At 67.0% G+C, this 15,951-nt stretch carries 13 protein-coding genes; 4 read left to right on the forward strand and 9 right to left on the reverse strand.

Annotation, left to right across the window (positions count from 1 at the left end; genetic code table 11):
- The coding region (locus AC1DYX_RS05135) for a DNA internalization-related competence protein ComEC/Rec2 (RefSeq protein ID WP_477256950.1) at positions 1-1,675 on the forward strand (1,675 nt) is incomplete at its 5' end.
- Positions 1,676-1,679: 4 nt separating this feature from the next.
- On the opposite strand, the gene AC1DYX_RS05140 is transcribed toward AC1DYX_RS05135, so the two are convergent.
- Together AC1DYX_RS05140 and AC1DYX_RS05145 are read right to left on the reverse strand one after the other, a co-directional pair.
- A complete protein-coding gene (locus AC1DYX_RS05140) occupies positions 1,680-3,122 on the reverse strand; it encodes a sensor histidine kinase (RefSeq protein ID WP_477256952.1) in 1,443 nt (480 codons plus the stop codon).
- A gap of 2 nt (positions 3,123-3,124) precedes the next feature.
- Complete coding sequence (locus AC1DYX_RS05145) at positions 3,125-3,811, reverse strand: response regulator (RefSeq protein ID WP_477256954.1); 687 nt, start codon at positions 3,809-3,811, stop codon at positions 3,125-3,127.
- A 136-nt stretch (positions 3,812-3,947) separates the two neighbouring features.
- Between AC1DYX_RS05145 and AC1DYX_RS05150 the strand changes: the two genes are divergently transcribed.
- The 3 genes from AC1DYX_RS05150 (at position 3,948) to dcd (ending at position 6,100) form a co-directional block, all read left to right on the forward strand.
- The gene (locus AC1DYX_RS05150; RefSeq protein ID WP_477256956.1) at positions 3,948-4,526 is read left to right on the forward strand and encodes a Spy/CpxP family protein refolding chaperone; all 579 of its coding nucleotides are present in this window, start codon (positions 3,948-3,950) and stop codon (positions 4,524-4,526) included.
- 123 nt (positions 4,527-4,649) lie between these two features.
- Positions 4,650-5,489: an alpha/beta fold hydrolase gene (locus AC1DYX_RS05155; RefSeq protein ID WP_477256958.1), complete on the forward strand. Its 840-nt coding sequence runs from the start codon at positions 4,650-4,652 to the stop codon at positions 5,487-5,489.
- A 44-nt stretch (positions 5,490-5,533) separates the two neighbouring features.
- A complete protein-coding gene (gene dcd / locus AC1DYX_RS05160; protein WP_477256960.1) occupies positions 5,534-6,100 on the forward strand; it encodes a dCTP deaminase in 567 nt (188 codons plus the stop codon).
- Between the two features lie 156 nt (positions 6,101-6,256).
- Here dcd and AC1DYX_RS05165 read toward each other — a convergent pair whose 3' ends face one another.
- The 7 genes from AC1DYX_RS05165 to AC1DYX_RS05195 form a co-directional block, all read right to left on the reverse strand.
- Positions 6,257-8,512 (reverse strand): Orn/Lys/Arg family decarboxylase, encoded by a 2,256-nt coding sequence (locus tag AC1DYX_RS05165; protein WP_477256963.1) that lies wholly within the window; start codon positions 8,510-8,512, stop codon positions 6,257-6,259.
- A gap of 318 nt (positions 8,513-8,830) precedes the next feature.
- Complete coding sequence (locus AC1DYX_RS05170) at positions 8,831-9,433, reverse strand: DUF4337 domain-containing protein (protein WP_477256965.1); 603 nt, start codon at positions 9,431-9,433, stop codon at positions 8,831-8,833.
- 4 nt (positions 9,434-9,437) lie between these two features.
- The gene (locus AC1DYX_RS05175) at positions 9,438-9,926 is read right to left on the reverse strand and encodes a dihydrofolate reductase (protein ID WP_477256967.1); all 489 of its coding nucleotides are present in this window, start codon (positions 9,924-9,926) and stop codon (positions 9,438-9,440) included.
- 10 nt (positions 9,927-9,936) lie between these two features.
- Positions 9,937-10,731, reverse strand: coding sequence for a thymidylate synthase (thyA, locus tag AC1DYX_RS05180; protein ID WP_477256969.1), 795 nt, complete (start codon positions 10,729-10,731; stop codon positions 9,937-9,939).
- Positions 10,732-10,804: 73 nt separating this feature from the next.
- Complete coding sequence (locus tag AC1DYX_RS05185) at positions 10,805-11,896, reverse strand: threonine aldolase family protein (protein ID WP_477256971.1); 1,092 nt, start codon at positions 11,894-11,896, stop codon at positions 10,805-10,807.
- Positions 11,897-11,941: 45 nt separating this feature from the next.
- Positions 11,942-13,966 carry a methyl-accepting chemotaxis protein gene (locus AC1DYX_RS05190; RefSeq protein ID WP_477256973.1) on the reverse strand — a complete coding sequence of 675 codons (2,025 nt, stop codon included), beginning with the start codon at positions 13,964-13,966 and terminating at the stop codon, positions 11,942-11,944.
- 156 nt (positions 13,967-14,122) lie between these two features.
- A complete protein-coding gene (locus AC1DYX_RS05195; RefSeq protein WP_477256975.1) occupies positions 14,123-15,928 on the reverse strand; it encodes an ABC transporter transmembrane domain-containing protein in 1,806 nt (601 codons plus the stop codon).
- Positions 15,929-15,951 lie beyond the last annotated feature (23 nt).

Consider the following 15,951-nt stretch of genomic DNA (forward strand, 5'->3'; position numbering starts at 1 on the left):
GCGTGGCATCGACCAGGCCGACTGGCAGGTCTTCAACCGCACAGGCATCGGGCACCTCATCTCCATTTCCGGGCTGCACATCACGATGATCGCGGGCCTCGCCGCCTGGGCCGTGTCCGCGCTGTGGCGCCGCTCGTTCTTCACCGACGCGCGCCTGCCGCTGCGGCTACCCGCGCAGAAGGCCGCGGCGCTGGCCGGGGCATGCGTCGCGCTGTTGTACGTGCTTCTGGCCGGCTTCGGCGTGCCCGCGCAGCGTACCCTGTACATGCTGGCCGTCGTCGCGGTAGCCCTGTGGACGGGACGGTTGCCGGCCGTGTCGCACGTGCTGTGCACGGCGCTCGGGGTGGTCGTGCTGCTCGACCCATGGGCCGTGCTGTGGCCGGGCTTCTGGCTGTCGTTCGGCGCGGTGGCCGTGATCCTGTTCGCGGGACACGGCCGGATCGGGCCACCACCGTCCGGGCCGCGCGGCGCGCTGTTGCTGGCCGGGCGTACGCAATGGGCCGTCACGGCCGGACTGGTCCCGCTGACGCTCCTGCTGTTCGGACAGGTTTCGCTGGTCAGTCCACTCGCGAACGCGGTGGCGATCCCGCTCGTGAGCTTCGTCGTGACGCCGCTCGCGCTGGGCGGCAGCCTCATGCCGGGCCCGCCGGGCGACTGGCTGCTGCTCGTTGCGCATTGGGTCGTCGAGCTGCTTGCCTGGCTGCTGCGTCACATGGCGGCGTGGCCCGGCGCCGTGTGGCGGGCGCCGGCGCCGCAGCCCTGGCTATTCGTGCTGGGCCTCGCCGGCACGCTGTGGATGCTGATGCCGCGCGGCTGGCCCCATCGCTGGGCAGGCGCGGTGGCGCTGCTGCCGATGCTGCTGCAACTGCCCGACCATCCGCGTGAAGGGGCTTTCCGCGTGACGGCATTTGACGTCGGACAAGGCATGGCGCTGCTCGTCGAGACGACACGGCACCGTCTGCTGTACGACACCGGTCCCGCGTACGCACCGGGCGCCGACGGTGGCAGCCGCGTGATTTTGCCGTACCTGCGCATGCAGGGCATCGCGACGCTCGACGGCCTCGTGATCAGCCACAGCGACACCGACCACACGGGCGGCGCGCTCGCGCTGCTGGAGGGTGTCGAGGTCGGCTGGCTCGCGTCCTCGCTGCCGGCCGGCCATCCGGCCGTGCGTGCGGCGCACCGGCATGTGCGCTGCGCCGCCGGCCAGCATTGGGAATGGGACGGCATCACGTTCGACGTGCTGCACCCGCTCGCCGCGAGCTATGACGATGCGGGCCTGAAGGCCAATGCGCGCAGTTGCACGCTCAGGATCAGCAATGGTACCCGGACCGTGCTGCTGGCCGGCGACATCGAGGCGGCGCAGGAAGCGGCTCTGCTCGCGCGCGCGCCCGGACGCCTGCGCGCGGACGTGCTGCTGGCGCCGCACCATGGCAGCGGCACGTCGTCCACGTCCGATTTTTTGCGGGCGGTGCAGCCCGGGATCGCGATCTTCCAGGTGGGCTGGCACAACCGCTACCGCCATCCCAAGCCGGAGGTCTATGAACGCTATGGCGCGCTGGGCGTGGAACGGCTGCGGACGGACGAGGCGGGCGCGCTGGCGCTGGATGTCGATGCGGCCGTCGGCTGGAGCGCGTACCGTACGGCGCACGCGCGCTACTGGTACGGGCGCTAACCTGTCAGGCCGCGCGCGGCAGCGTGATCGTCATGCGCAGGCCACCTTCCGCGCGATTGGCCGCGGCGATGCGCCCGCCGTGCGTCTCGACGACGCGCTTGGCGATGGCGAGGCCGAGGCCGTGTCCATCGACATTGTTGCGGGTGGGGTTGGAGCGGAAGAACGGTTCGAACACGTCGCCCAGGTGTTCCAGCGCGATGCCGGGGCCCTGGTCGAGGACTTCGATGTGGACAAGCTCGCCGTCCGGATGCACACACACGTCCACGCGGCCGCCCGCGCCGTGCTTGACGGCGTTGCGGACGATGTTCTCGACGGCGCTCCACAACAGGTCCGGCACGCCGCGCACGGTCACCGGTTCCGGTGCGTCGACCTCGACCTGGGCGCCGGCCTCGAAACGGGCGTCGTCGGCGATCTGGTCGACCATCTCGACGAGGTCGAGGCATTCCGTCGGCGGCAGCGCGGTCGCGGCTTCGAGGCGCGACAGCGTCAGGAGCTCGCCGACGAGGCGGTCCATGCGCACGCTTTCGCGCTCGATGCGTTCCAGCGACGCCTGCAGGCGGTCCGGACGCTGGTGCGCGAGGCCGATCGCAGCCTGCAGGCGCGCCAGCGGCGAGCGCAATTCGTGCGAGACGTCGTGCAGCAGGCGGCGCTGGCCTTCCATCAGGGTGCGCAGCTGGGCGGCCATGCGGTCGAAGTCGTGGCCCAGTTCCGCCAGTTCGTCGCCGATCAGCCGGGGTGCGGGCGCGGCATGGTCGAATTTCGGCGCCAGGTCGCCGGCCGCGGCGGCGTCGAAGGCACGCTGCAGTGCGCGGATCGGGCGCGAAAAATACCAGGCGAGGAGGGCGGCGAACAGCAGGCTCGCCAGGGTGGCGGCGACGATCGGCAGCCAGTGGCCGACGTGGCGACTGAATTCCGGCGGCAGGCCGGACCAGCCGCCGGGACCACCCGGACCACCCGGGCCGCCATCCATGCGCGGGCCGGGACCGGACTGGCCGCCGCCAGGCCCGGGCGGGCGCAGGCCAGGACCTTCCATGCCCGGCATGTGCCACGCGCGCGAGGCGAATGCGAGGTAGTGACGGCCGTCCGCACCGGTCAGCCGCGTCACGGCGTGCGTGGGCCCCTCTCCATGCAGGCTGCGCTCGACTTCCTCGCGCAGTTTCGCGGACACGGGCCGCCCGAGCAACTCGTGGCCCTGTTCGTCGAGCACGTACAAATGCATGCGGCGGCTCGTGGCGGCCAGGTCGCGCAGGGCGTCGATGCCGCCGTGCTTCAGCGTGGCCGCCGCCGCGTCCAGCATGATCGTCGCGGGCGGACTCGCGTCGAGCGTCGGCTCGCCGTTGCGCTGGCGCGTCTGGTCGCGCAACCAGACAGCGCCGCCGATGCCGATCGTGGCGGCCACCTGGGCCAGCAGGATGGACAGGAAGAACTTCCAGAACAGCCGGCCCATTGCTATTCGCGGATCAGCTGGTAGCCGAGACGGTAGACGGTCTGCAGGCAGGAGCGCCCGTCGGACAGCGTGCCCAGCTTGTGGCGCAGGCTGGACAGGTGGACGTCGATGTTGCGGTCGAAGCGGGCCAACGGACGGCCCAGTCCCTGTTCGGACAAGTCGTTCTTGCTGACTGGACGGCCGGCGTTGCGGGCCAGGACTTCGAGCAGGTTGAATTCGGTACTGGTCAGCTCCAGCGGCTGGCTATCCCAAGTGGCGCGGCGCTGTTCCGGCAACATCGTCAGCTTGCCCACGGTGAGCGTGATGCCGGGGCCCTCGTTCGGCGAGCCCTGCGTGCGGCGCAGGATGGCGCGCACGCGCGCCGTCAGTTCACGCGGCGTGCAGGGCTTCGTGACGTAGTCGTCGGCGCCCAGCTCGAGGCCGAGGATGCGGTCGGCGTCGTCGCCGCGGCCCGTCAGCATGAGGATGGGCATGCGGCTGGCGGCGCGGATGCGGCGCAGCGTCTCGATGCCGTTCATGCGCGGCATCATCACGTCGAGGATGGCGATGGCGTACTGGCCGGACAGGGCTTCGCGCGCGCCGGTCTCGCCGTCGTGGGCGCATCCGACACGGAAGCCTTCCTGTTCCAGGTATTCGCTGAACATGCCGACCAGTTCGGTGTCGTCGTCGATAAGCAGGACTTGGTTCATGGTCGCATCTTAGCGCAGCGCGTCTGTGCCGGCCACGACCGCCGCGTCCTCTTTACCCGGTTTTACATGGGGATAACACGCTTTAACACGGAGAAATTCGAGAATGGCATCTCCAAACGACAAAGGAGGACAGACCATGAAATTCACCAGTTTTTCCGCCGCGGCCGCGCTGCTTGCCGCCTGCCTCGCCATCCCCTGCGTCACGCCGGCGTTCGCGGCCGGTCAGGCGGATGCGCCGCCGGCCGCCGGCCAGGGCGTGCCGGACGGTGGGCACGGGCGCGGACCGGGCGGGCCCGGCCCCGACTGGCACCATTTCGGCGGACACGGACCCGGCGTGCCCGGTCCGGACATGCCCTTCGGACGGATGCACGGCCTGAAGCTCAGCGAAGCGCAGCAGGACAAGCTGTTCGCCATCATGCACGCCCAGGCGCCGCAACGCCGCGAGCACGAGAAGGCGATCCGCAAGGCCCATGAGGCCCTGCGCGAACTGGGGCACGCCGACAGGTTCGACGACGCGAAGGCCGCCGCACTGTCGCACGACCTGGGCCAGGCCGTGGCGGCCGAAGCGCTGCTGCAGGCGCGCACGGCAGCGCAGGCACTGGCGGTGCTGACGCCGGAACAGCGCGAACAGCTGCGCCAGCGCCACCAGCACGGACCGTGGCAGCACGGGCGTGACGGCGCCCAGCAGCAGGACGGGCAGCCGGACCGCCGCTGAGCCGGCCCGTAAGGCGGCACATGGCGCCGTCGCGAGGCGGCGCGATGTGTAGGGTTTTCCTTCTAAACCCGTGGACGTAATGACATTACAATGGCCGTCGTTCCGACTACGCGCAGCCGCGTCATGCCTCCGATGTCCAAGCCTTTATTGCATTTCACCCACGGGAACAGTTATCCGGCCGGATCCTACGGCCGGCTGCTGGACGAGCTGCGCCGCGATTTCGACGTCCACACGACGGACATGCTGGGCCACGATCCGCGCTATCCCGTCGTCGACAGCTGGCATACGCTGATCGACGAACTGATCGCCCGGCTGGAGGCGCATGGCCGTCCGGCGATCCTCGTCGGACATTCGCTGGGCGGCGCGGTCAGCATGCTGGCCGCGCATCGGCGGCCGGACCTCGCGCGCTGCGTCGTGATGCTGGATTCGCCCGTCGTCGCGGGTTGGCGGGCGCGCGTGCTGCAGGTCGTGAAGGCACTGGGCCTCGGCCGCCGGCTGTCCCCGGGCGGTGTCGCGGCACGCCGGCGCAACGTCTGGCCGTCGCGCGCGGAGGCCTATGCCCACTTCAGCGCCAAGCCCATGTTCCAGGCGTGGGCGCCGGGCGCGCTGGACGACTACCTCGACCACGGCCTCGTACCGCATCCCGACGGCGTGGCTTTGCGGTTCGACCGCGAGGTCGAGGCGGCCATCTACAGTACGCTGCCGCACGACATGGACCGGGTGCTRCGCACGCCTTTCCCCGTGCCGGTCGGCTTCATCGCGGGTACGGATTCCGCCGAACTGCGCCAGGCCGGCCTGGGCGCCACGCACCGGCTCGTGGGCGATAACTTCGTGACCATCGAAGGCACGCACCTGTACCCGATGGAAAAGCCGCAGCTGACGGCACAGTTGACGCGCGAGATGATCGCCCGGCTGCTGGGGCAGGCCGAAAAAGCCGGGCGCCCGGCGCAGCTTTTCGCGTAAAATTGCGGGATTCATATCCCCCTATTTGGAAAAGAAGCCCAGCGATGAGTATCAAGAGCGACAAATGGATACGCCGGATGGCGGAACAACACGGCATGATCGAACCGTTCTCGCCGAATCAGGTGCGCGAGACGGACGGCCGCAAGATMATTTCGTGGGGCACGTCTTCGTACGGCTATGACATCCGCTGCGCCAACGAATTCAAGGTGTTCACGAACATCAACAGCACGATCGTCGACCCGAAGAACTTCGACTCGAACTCGTTCGTCGACGTGAAGAGCGACGTCTGCATCATCCCGCCGAACTCGTTCGCGCTGGCGCGTACGATCGAATACTTCAAGATCCCGCGCAACGTGTTGACCGTTTGCCTGGGCAAGTCGACGTATGCCCGCTGCGGCATCATCGTCAACGTGACGCCGTTCGAGCCGGAATGGGAAGGCTATGTGACCTTGGAATTCTCGAACACGACGCCGCTGCCCGCGAAGATCTATGCCGGCGAAGGGTGCGCGCAGGTGCTGTTCTTCGAGAGCGACGAGGTTTGCGAGACGTCGTACAAGGACCGTGGCGGCAAGTACCAGGGGCAGCATGGGGTGACGTTGCCCAAGGCCTGATCGGGTCGAAACGTAACAAAGGAGGCTCGGCCTCCTTTTTTTTACGCCTTCGTTGTGCGCGGGCGTTACGCGTGGGCACGGGGTGCCCACCCTACAGCGCTACGGCCGGCCTTGCATCGTTTGGTGGGCTCCCCGAGCCCACCAAACGCATCCCGATCAGTCCTGCTTCACGCAGTCCACGAAGTACCCCAGCTTCCCATCGATCTCGCGCTTGACGAGCCCATGCACGTCCGTCTCGAAGCCCGGGAAGCGCTCGTTGAAGTCGCGCGCGAAGCGCAGGTAGTCGACGATGGTCTTGTTGAAGCGCTCGCCCGGAATCAGCAGCGGGATGCCCGGCGGATAAGGCGTCAGCAGGATCGCGGTGATGCGGCCTTCCAGTTCCTCGATCGCCACGCGCTCGATCTCGCGGTGCGCCATCTTGGCGAAGGCGTCCGACGGTTTCATCGCGGGGATCATGTCCGACAAATACATCTCGGTGGTCAGGCGGGCGACGTCGCGCGATTTATAAAAGTCGTGGATCTGCTGGCACAGGTCGCGCAGGCCCCACGATTCGTAGCGTGGGTTCGCCGCCGTGAATTCCGGCATGATGCGCCACATCGGCTGGTTGCGGTCGTAGTCGTCCTTGAACTGCTGCAGGGCGGTGACGAGCGTGTTCCAGCGGCCCTTCGTGATGCCGATCGTGAACATGATGAAGAACGAGTACAGGCCGCATTTCTCGATGATCACGCCGTGTTCGGCCAGGTATTTCGTGACGATGGATGCGGGGATGCCGGTGTCGCCGAACGAGCCGTCCAGCGACAGGCCCGGCGTGACCACGGTCGCCTTGATCGGGTCGAGCATGTTGAAGCCTTCGGCGAGCTTGCCGAAGCCGTGCCAGTCGTCTTCCGCGTGGATCATCCAGTCGGCCTGCGTGCCGATGCCTTCCTCGCTCGTGACCTGCGGGCCCCACACCTTGAACCACCAGTCGGCCCCCCAGTCCTCGTCGACCTTCTGCATCGCGCGGCGGAAGTCCAGCGCTTCGTAGATCGATTCCTCGACGAGGGCAGTGCCGCCCGGTGCTTCCATCATCGCGGCGGCCACGTCGCACGAGGCGATGATCGAATACTGCGGCGACGTCGACGTGTGCATCAGGTACGCCTCGTTGAACGCGTCCTGGTCCAGTGCCACGGTCTCGGATTCGCGCACGAGCACCTGCGAAGCCTGCGACAGGCCCGCGAGCAGCTTGTGCGTGGACTGCGTCGAGAAGATCATCGACTGCTTGGCGCGCGGGCGGTCGCGGCCGATCGCGTGCATGTTGCGGTAGAAGTCGTGGAACGTGGCGTGCGGCAGCCACGCTTCGTCGAAGTGCAGGGTGTCGATCTCGCCGTCCAGCAGTTCGCGCAGCGTCTCGACGTTGTACACGACGCCGTCGTACGTGGATTGCGTGATCGTCAGGATGCGCGGCTTCTTGTTTTTCGCTTCACGCGCGAACGGGTTCGCTTCGATCTTCCTGCGGATCGATTCGGGCGAGAACTCTTCCAGCGGGATCGGGCCGATGATGCCGAGGTTGTTCCGGGTCGGCATCAGGAACACGGGGATCGCGCCGCACATGATGATCGAGTGCAGGATCGACTTATGGCAGTTGCGGTCGACGACGACGATGTCGCCCGGCGCCACGGTCGAATGCCATACCATCTTGTTCGACGTCGACGTGCCGTTGGTGACGAAGTAGCAGTGGTCGGCGTTGTAGATGCGCGCGGCGTTGCGCTCGGACTTCGCGACCGGACCCGTGTGGTCCAGCAGCTGGCCCAGTTCCTCGACGGCGTTGCAGACGTCGGCGCGCAGCATGTTCTCGCCGAAGAACTGGTGGAACATCTGGCCGATCGGCGACTTCAGGAAGGCCACGCCGCCCGAGTGGCCGGGGCAGTGCCAGGAATACGAGCCGTCGTTGGCGTAGTTGACGAGCGCGCGGAAGAACGGCGGTGCCAGGCTGTCCAGGTAGGCTTTCGCTTCGCGGATGATGTGGCGCGCGACGAATTCCGGCGTGTCCTCGAACATGTGGATGAAGCCGTGCAGCTCCTTCAGGATGTCGTTCGGGATGTGGCGGCTCGTGCGGGTCTCGCCGTAGATGTAGATCGGGATGTCCGAGTTCTTGTGGCGGATCTCCTGCACGAACGCGCGCAGGCCGGACAGGGCGAAGTTGGTTTCCTCGATGGTGCCGCCGCCGAATTCCTCGTCGTCGATCGACAGCACGAAGGCCGAGGCGCGCGACTGCTGCTGGGCGAACTGCGACAGGTCGCCATAGCTCGTCAGGCCCAGCACTTCCATGCCTTCTTTCTCCATCGCGGCCGCGAGCGCGCGAATGCCGAGACCGGAGGTGTTCTCGGAACGGAAATCCTCGTCAATGATGACGATTGGGAAACGAAATTTCATGGACAGCTCCAAAGCGAAGCGCCGTGCGCGCCGCCTCACGGGAAGTGCAGGGCGGCCGGGCACGGCACCGGAAAAATGAAGATGCGGATTTTCGCAGAAATTGCGTGGTCCCGTGCAAATTTTTTACTAGGTTAGCTACACGGGAAAGATTGTGGCGCACTCTTGTTTAATGCCCGTGACGGGATACCACACCTTTGGACACGCATGTACCGGGCGTAGGGTGGGCGGCCTCCGCCCACGCGTACGTTTGCGGGACGCTGACGTCCTCGTGGGCACGGGGTGCCCACCCTACAAATGCCCATGACCGAACGGGAAACGTCAATGCGCGCCCGTCAATGCACCGATCGGGTCGACGTGGAACCACGCGAACGCGCCCAGCGCGAAGCCGATGACGGCAACGACGTACGTGACCGACAGCAGCCAGCGGCGCCGCGTCAGCAGGGTGATCGCGGCCAGCGAGATGGCGATCTGTTCGGCCGTCGTCGCCAGCGCCCACTGGTGATGGGTGTGCAGCGCGTGTTCCGACTTCTCGTTCCACTCGTCCGACTGCTTGTCGAGCTTTTCCGCTTCCTTGCGGTTGCTCGCCTTGTCGGCGTCGTAGCGGGCGGCTTGCGCCTTGTACTTTTCCTGGTCGGTGCCCGGCAGCGCGGCCGCGAATTCGGCGATGTTCTGTTTGATCGACTTGGCCTGGTAGTAGTTCCACGCATCGGCCGCGGCGGTCTTGGCGATGGCCGCGTTGTTCTTGTACAGCGCGGCCTCGTTCTGCGTCGCGCCGCCGAGGTAGCCGAACAGCGCGCCGACGGTCGCCAGCACGGCCGTCATCACCGCGATATTGTTCGAGAAGGAGTCGCTGCCGTGCTGGGCAGCGTGTTCGACCGCGTGATCGTGCGGTCCATGCACATGAAAACCGTGTTCGGACATGTTGTTACTTGATCTTGTCGTAGGTGACGATGGCGTAGTCGACGCCGGCCGTCGGTGAGTGCAGGGGCTCGTTCGACACGGCCGCCCAGCGCGCGGCATCGATCTCCGGGAAGAACGTGTCGCAGCGGTAGACCCTGGCGATGTGCGTGACGATCAGGCGGTCGGCCACGTCCAGCGCCTCGGCGAAGATCTGGGCGCCGCCGATGATGCTGGCCGGGTCGTCGCCGACGAGTGCGACGGCATCCTGCAGCGAGTGCACGACGTCGACGCCGTCGTGGCGCCAGCCGGTATTGCGCGTGACGACGATGTTGCGGCGGCCAGGCAGCGGGCGGCCGATCGATTCGAACGTCTTGCGGCCCATGATGATCGGGTGGCCCAGGGTCACGCGCTTGAAGTGCGCGAGGTCTTCCGGCAGGTGCCAGGGCAGCGTGTTGTCGACGCCGATGCCGCGGTTGGCATCCATGGCGACGACGAGGGACAGGTGCTTCGCCATCAGTCTCTCCTTACACGGCGACGGGCGCCTTGATGGCCGGATGCGGATCGTAACCGGCGATCTCGAAGTCCTCGAACCGGTAGTCGAACAGCGAGTCGGGCTTGCGCTTGATGACCAGCTGCGGCAGCGGGCGTTCGTCGCGCGACAGCTGCAGCTGGACCTGTTCCATGTGGTTCGAATACAGGTGGCAGTCGCCGCCGGTCCAGACGAAGTCGCCCACGTCGAGGCCGGCCTGCTGGGCCATCATGTGCGTGAGCAGGGCGTACGACGCGATGTTGAACGGCACGCCGAGGAAGATGTCGGCGCTGCGCTGGTACAGCTGGCACGACAGCTTGCCGTCCGCGACGTAGAACTGGAACAGCGCGTGGCACGGCGGCAGCTTCATCTTCGGCACGTCGGCCACGTTCCACGCGGAGACGATCATGCGGCGCGAGTCCGGGTTGTGCCTGATCTGGTCCAGCACCTGGCTGATCTGGTCGATGTGTTCGCCCGACGGCGTGGGCCAGCTGCGCCACTGGTAACCGTAGATGGGACCGAGTTCGCCGTTGGCGTCGGCCCACTCGTCCCAGATGGAGACGCCGTTGTCCTTCAGGTATTGGACATTGGTGGAGCCGGCCAGGAACCAGATCAGTTCATGGATGATCGATTTCAGGTGCAGCTTCTTGGTGGTCACCAGCGGGAATCCGTCCTGCAGGTCGAAGCGCATCTGGTAGCCGAACACGGAGCGGGTGCCGGTGCCGGTGCGGTCGGTTTTGACCGCGCCATGGTCCAGCACATGGCGCATCAGGTCGAGGTATTGACGCATCGGTGTGGGTCGCAATGAAAGATTGAAAACCCGCGCATTTTACCGCATCGCGGCGCGGGCCATCATGCGATCTTTACATCGTCCGCATTACCGCCGCGGCCAGCAGCGCGACGGCTTCGCGCACGCGCCCATCCGGTGTGCCCTCCAGGTTGTCGCCCACGTAGAGCTCGAAGAACGACGTGTCCGGCAGCATGCCGTGGCTGACGCGGTTGAACGGCCAGATGCCATGGTCGCGCGCCAGTTCGCGGCGGATCTCGAGCGCGCGCTCGCGGCTCACGGGCATGTGGATGTGCAGCATGTTCGCCTGCGGCCGTGCCGGATTCACGCGCAGCACGGGATGGTCGCGCAATACCTCGAACAGGAATTGCGTGCGCTGGAAGCAGGCCGGCATGGCGGCCACGCGCTGTTCGAACTGCATGGCGGCGGCGACCACGTACGGGGTACGGTGGATGACATTGCCGCCCTGGCGCTTGAACCATTCCGCCGCTTCCGCGACGAATTCGCGGCGGCCGGCCAGCATCGCGCCACCGAGGCCGCCGATGCCCTTGTACAGCGAGGTGTAGACGGTATCGAAGCCGGCCGCGATCTCGGCCACCGGGCGGCCATAGCCGGCCGCCGCTTCCCACAGGCGCGCGCCGTCCATGTGCAGGTGGATGTCCCGCGCGCGGCAATGCGTCTTGATGGCCTGCAGCGCGTCCCAGTCCGACAACTGGCCGCCGATCTCGCGCATGGGGATTTCCAGCGCGACGGCGGACAACCGGTCGGGGACGCCCACGATGTCGGCTGCCGTCCAGGGGCGAAACGGGTCGCCGACGCGCAGTGCGTCGAAATGGCCCAGCAGCTGGTAGTTGGAACGCTCGTGGACGAGGATGTGCGCCGTCGGATGCAGGGCCACCGGTGCGCGGCCGCGCGCGTTCGCGGCGAGGCGCAGCGTCGTCACTTGCGCCAGGGTGCCGCTGATGCAGAACACCGCGGCTTCCATGCCGAGCAGGTCGGCCACGCGCCGTTCGAAGTCCTGGATCAGCGTGCCGTCGCCATACGTGTCGTGGGCGACGCCATGCGCCTCGCACCACGCGGCCATCGCGGCGAACATCTCGGCCGGGGTGCGGGCGCGGTGGCCGGGGAGGACGGTGGTGCAGCGGGCGAGCAGTTCGGTATCGGTCAATCCGGACTCCGGGGAATGAAGGGTCGAGCTACTCTACACTGTCCGTCAGTATTGCGCGAGCGCCGGGCGCGCCGGGTCCAGGCCGAGGCTGTGCTGCTGGTCCAGCTTGAACAGGCGCACGGCGCGTGCCAGCTGGTCGGCCTGTTCCTGCATCGCCTGCGCGGCGGCGCTGGCCTCTTCGACGAGGGCGGCGTTCTGCTGGGTCACCTGGTCCATTTCGCCGATCGAACGGTTGACGTGCTCGATGCCCGTGCTCTGCGCGGCGTTCGCCGTGCTGATGCGGGACATGATGGCCGTGACTTTTTCCGCGCTCGCCAGCACCTCGTTCATCGTCACGCCCGCTTCCTGCACGATGCGGCTGCCGGCGTCCACTTCTGCAGTCGATGCGACGATCAGGGACTTGATCTCCTTCGCGGCGGCGGCGCTGCGCTGCGCGAGGTTGCGCACCTCGGTCGCGACGACGGCGAAGCCGCGGCCCTGTTCGCCGGCGCGCGCCGCTTCGACGGCCGCATTCAGCGCCAGGATGTTGGTCTGGAACGCGATGCCGTCGATGACGCCGATGATGTCGCCGATCTTGCCGGACGACGCCTTGATCGTGTCCATCGTGTCGATCACCTGGCGCACCATGCGGCCGCCTTCCTGYGCGACCATCGACGTGTTGACGGCCAGCTGGTTCGCCTCGTGGGTGTCGCCGGCGTTGCGGCGCACGGTTTCCGTCAGGTCCTGCATCGAGTTCGCGGTCGAGGCGAGATTGGCGGCCTGCTGCTCGGTGCGCGAGCACAGGTCCAGGTTGCCGCTCGAGATCTCGCCGGATGCGTTGGCGATCTGCTCGGCGCCGTGACGCACCTGGCCCACGACGGACGACAGGCTGGCGCTGATATTGTTCATGGCCTCGGCCAGCAGGCCGATCTCGTCCTTGCGGTCGACGTCCATGCGCACGGTCAGGTCGCCCTCGGCGATGCGCACGGCGGCGTCGCGTGCATTCTTCAGAGGCAGGGTGACGGCGCGCTTCATCACGGTGTGCAGGATCGCGGCGAAGATCGCCAACGCAACCAGGCCGACGACGATGTAGTAGTTGCGCAGGTGCGCGGCCTCCTTCGTGATCTCGTCCTCGTAGGTGCCGCCGGCGATCAGCCAGTTCCAGTCCTTGAACAGCGTGTAGGCGGCGACCTTCGTGCGCGGGCTGGTCTCGCCCGCTTCCGCGTTCTGCCACGGATACGTGATCAGGCCATGCTTCGTTTCCAGCATCTCCTTGATGAATTCGCGGCCGCTGGCGTCGCGGCTGCCGAGGATGTTCTTGCCTTCCTTGACCGGGTGGACGATCAGGTTGCCGTAGGTCTTGCCGGGCGTTGCGTCCAGCACGAAGTAATAGCCGGTGTCGCCGACCTTCATCTTCTTGATGCGGTCGCGCAGCGCCGCGATGTTGGCTTCGACGTCGAGGCCGATGTACAGGATGCCGATCACCTTGCCCGACGCATCGCGGACCGGTTCATAGTCCGTCATGAACTGCTTGCCGAACAGCTTGACGAGGCCGACGTACGGCTTGCCGGCGCGGATCGCGGCATAGGCGGGGCTCGCATGGTCGAGGATCGTGCCGACGGCGCGCTCGCCGTTTTCCTTCTTGACCGAGGTGCTGACGCGCACGAAGTCGTCGCCGCTCGCGGCGAAGATCGTCGCGTTGCCGCCGGTCTGGCGGGTGAAGCGGTCGGGCAGCGCGAAGTCCAGGTTCAGCGGCTTGCCGCCGGCCTTCAACGTGGGCACCTGCTTGTCGCCGACGGTCACCATCGTGCCCGTGTCGAGCGTGAACTCGCCGTCGATATCGCTGGCGAAGATGCGGCTGTAGCTCGCGGCCTGGCTTTTCATGACGCTGTCGAACATTTCGACCGCGTTCACGACGCTTTGCAGTTCGGATTCGACGCTGGCGACGGAGCGCGTGTGCAGCATCGAGGACGTGGTCCAGGTGATGGTCAGGACGAGGCCAGCGAGGATGGCGCTCACCAGGGCGAACGTGAATGCGGTGATCTTGGCGCCGACGGTCCAGTTGGCGCCGCCGAGGGATTTTTTGTTCATGGAGACTAGGGAAGGGCTGACGTTGCGATATGGTACGCTAGGTATCCGTATGGAAACAAAAACGGGTCGTGTTTTCGATGCCTCCGTACAACAGATGGCTTGTCTGCATGGCATGATTCGCCATGAAACCGCTTTTTTCCTTGTCTCGCTGTCAAGTCAATGCGCGACCTGCACGTTGTGAAATTGCAAAGCCGCGAGGTTCGCATAGATACCGCCCAGCGCGACCAGCGACGCATGGGTGCCCGTCTCGACGATGCGGCCGTCTTCCATCACGATGATGCGGTCGGCGCGCTGCACGGTGGCCAGGCGGTGCGCGATGATCAACGTGGTGCGGCCCACCATCGCCGCCTCCAGCGCGCGCTGCACGAGGCGTTCCGATTCCGCGTCGAGGGCGCTCGTCGCCTCGTCCAGCAGCAGCAGGGGCGGGTTTTTCAGCAGGGCGCGCGCGATCGCGATGCGCTGGCGCTGGCCGCCGGACAGGCGCACGCCACGCTCGCCCAGGTAGGATTGGTAACCCTCAGGCAGGCGTTCGATGAATTCGTGCGCGGCGGCCAGCTTCGCCGCGGCGATCGCTTCGGCGTCCGTCGCGTCGGCGCGGCCGTAGCGGATGTTTTCCAGCGCGTTGGCCGAGAAGATCACGGTGTCCTGCGGGACGATCCCGATGGCGTCGCGCAGCACGTGCAGGTCGAGGTCGCGGATGTCGACGCCGTCGAGGCGGATCGCGCCCGCCTGCGGGTCGTAGAAGCGCAGCAGCAGCTGGAACAGCGTGGTCTTGCCGGCGCCCGACGGGCCGACGATGGCGACCGTTTCGCCCGGCTTCACGTCGAGGCCGACGTGGTCCAGCGCGGCGGTCTCCGGGCGCGACGGGTACGAGAACTGCACGTTCGCCAGGTTCAGCGCGGCGCCGCCGGCCGTGCGCGCGGGCAGCGGTTTCGGATGCGCCGGATTGCGGATGCTCGACCCGACCGCCAGCAATTCCATCAGCCGCTCCGTGGCGCCGGCGGCGCGCTGGGCCTCGCCCATCACTTCGGACAGCGCGCCGATGGCGCCCGAGACGATCGAGGCGTACAGGATGAACTGGCCCAGGTCGCCGCCCGTCATGCTGCCTTCCAGCACGGCGTGCGCACCCAGCCACAGCACGAACACGATGGCGCCGAACACGAGGGCGATGGCCAGCATCGTCAGGATCGCGCGGGCGCGGATGCGCCGCATCGCCGTCGTGAACGCGCCTTCGACGGAGGCGCCGAAACGCCGCGCCTCGATCTGTTCGTGGGTGAACGCCTGCACGGTCGGCATGGCGTTGAGGATCTCGCCCGCCAGTGCCGACGCGTCGGCGATGCGATCCTGGGAATCGCGCGACAGCTTGCGCACGCGCCGGCCGAACAGGACGATCGGCACGACGACCAGCACCAGCAGGCCGAGGATGATCGAGGTCAGCTTCGCGCTCGTCACGAACAGCATCGCGAGGCCGCCGGTGAACAGCAGCGTGTTGCGCAGCGCGAGCGAGATGCTGGTCCCGACGACGGTCTGGATGAGGGTCGTGTCCGTCGTCAGGCGCGACAGCACTTCGCCCGTGCGCGTCGTCTCGAAGAATTCCGGGCTCTGTTCGACGACGTGGCGGTAGACGGCGCTGCGGATGTCGGCCGTCACGCGCTCGCCCAGCCACGACACCGTGTAGTAGCGCGCGGCCGTCGCGACCGCGAGCACGGCGGCCACGCCGAACAGCGCCAGGAAGGTAGTGTTCACGCTCGCCGCGCTGGCCAGGCCTCCCTTTGCACCGAAGCCGTGGTCGATCATCTGCTTGAACGCATAGGGAATCGCCAACGTGGCGCCGGCCGCGACGATGAGGGCGATGCCGGCGAGCAGGAATTGYCGGCGATAGGGACGCAGGAACGGCAGCAGGCCTTTCAGGGCCGCGATAGCACCCTTGCGGGTGGCGGGGGTAATGGAACCGTTGCTCATGTCTCTCGTTCGTTTCGTATCAA

The sequence above is a fragment of the Massilia sp. P2_C2 genome (genome assembly GCF_056404615.1).

Excerpts from the sequence above, each read along its gene's own strand:
- AC1DYX_RS05140 (WP_477256952.1), bottom strand. The coding sequence starts at position 3,122 with ATGGGCCGGCTGTTCTGGAAGTTCTTCCTGTCCATCCTGCTGGCCCAG.
- AC1DYX_RS05145 (WP_477256954.1), bottom strand. The coding sequence starts at position 3,811 with ATGAACCAAGTCCTGCTTATCGACGACGACACCGAACTGGTCGGCATG.
- AC1DYX_RS05150 (WP_477256956.1), top strand. The coding sequence starts at position 3,948 with ATGAAATTCACCAGTTTTTCCGCCGCGGCCGCGCTGCTTGCCGCCTGC.
- AC1DYX_RS05165 (WP_477256963.1), bottom strand. The coding sequence starts at position 8,512 with ATGAAATTTCGTTTCCCAATCGTCATCATTGACGAGGATTTCCGTTCC.
- AC1DYX_RS05170 (WP_477256965.1), bottom strand. The coding sequence starts at position 9,433 with ATGTCCGAACACGGTTTTCATGTGCATGGACCGCACGATCACGCGGTC.
- AC1DYX_RS05175 (WP_477256967.1), bottom strand. The coding sequence starts at position 9,926 with ATGGCGAAGCACCTGTCCCTCGTCGTCGCCATGGATGCCAACCGCGGC.
- thyA (WP_477256969.1), bottom strand. The coding sequence starts at position 10,731 with ATGCGTCAATACCTCGACCTGATGCGCCATGTGCTGGACCATGGCGCG.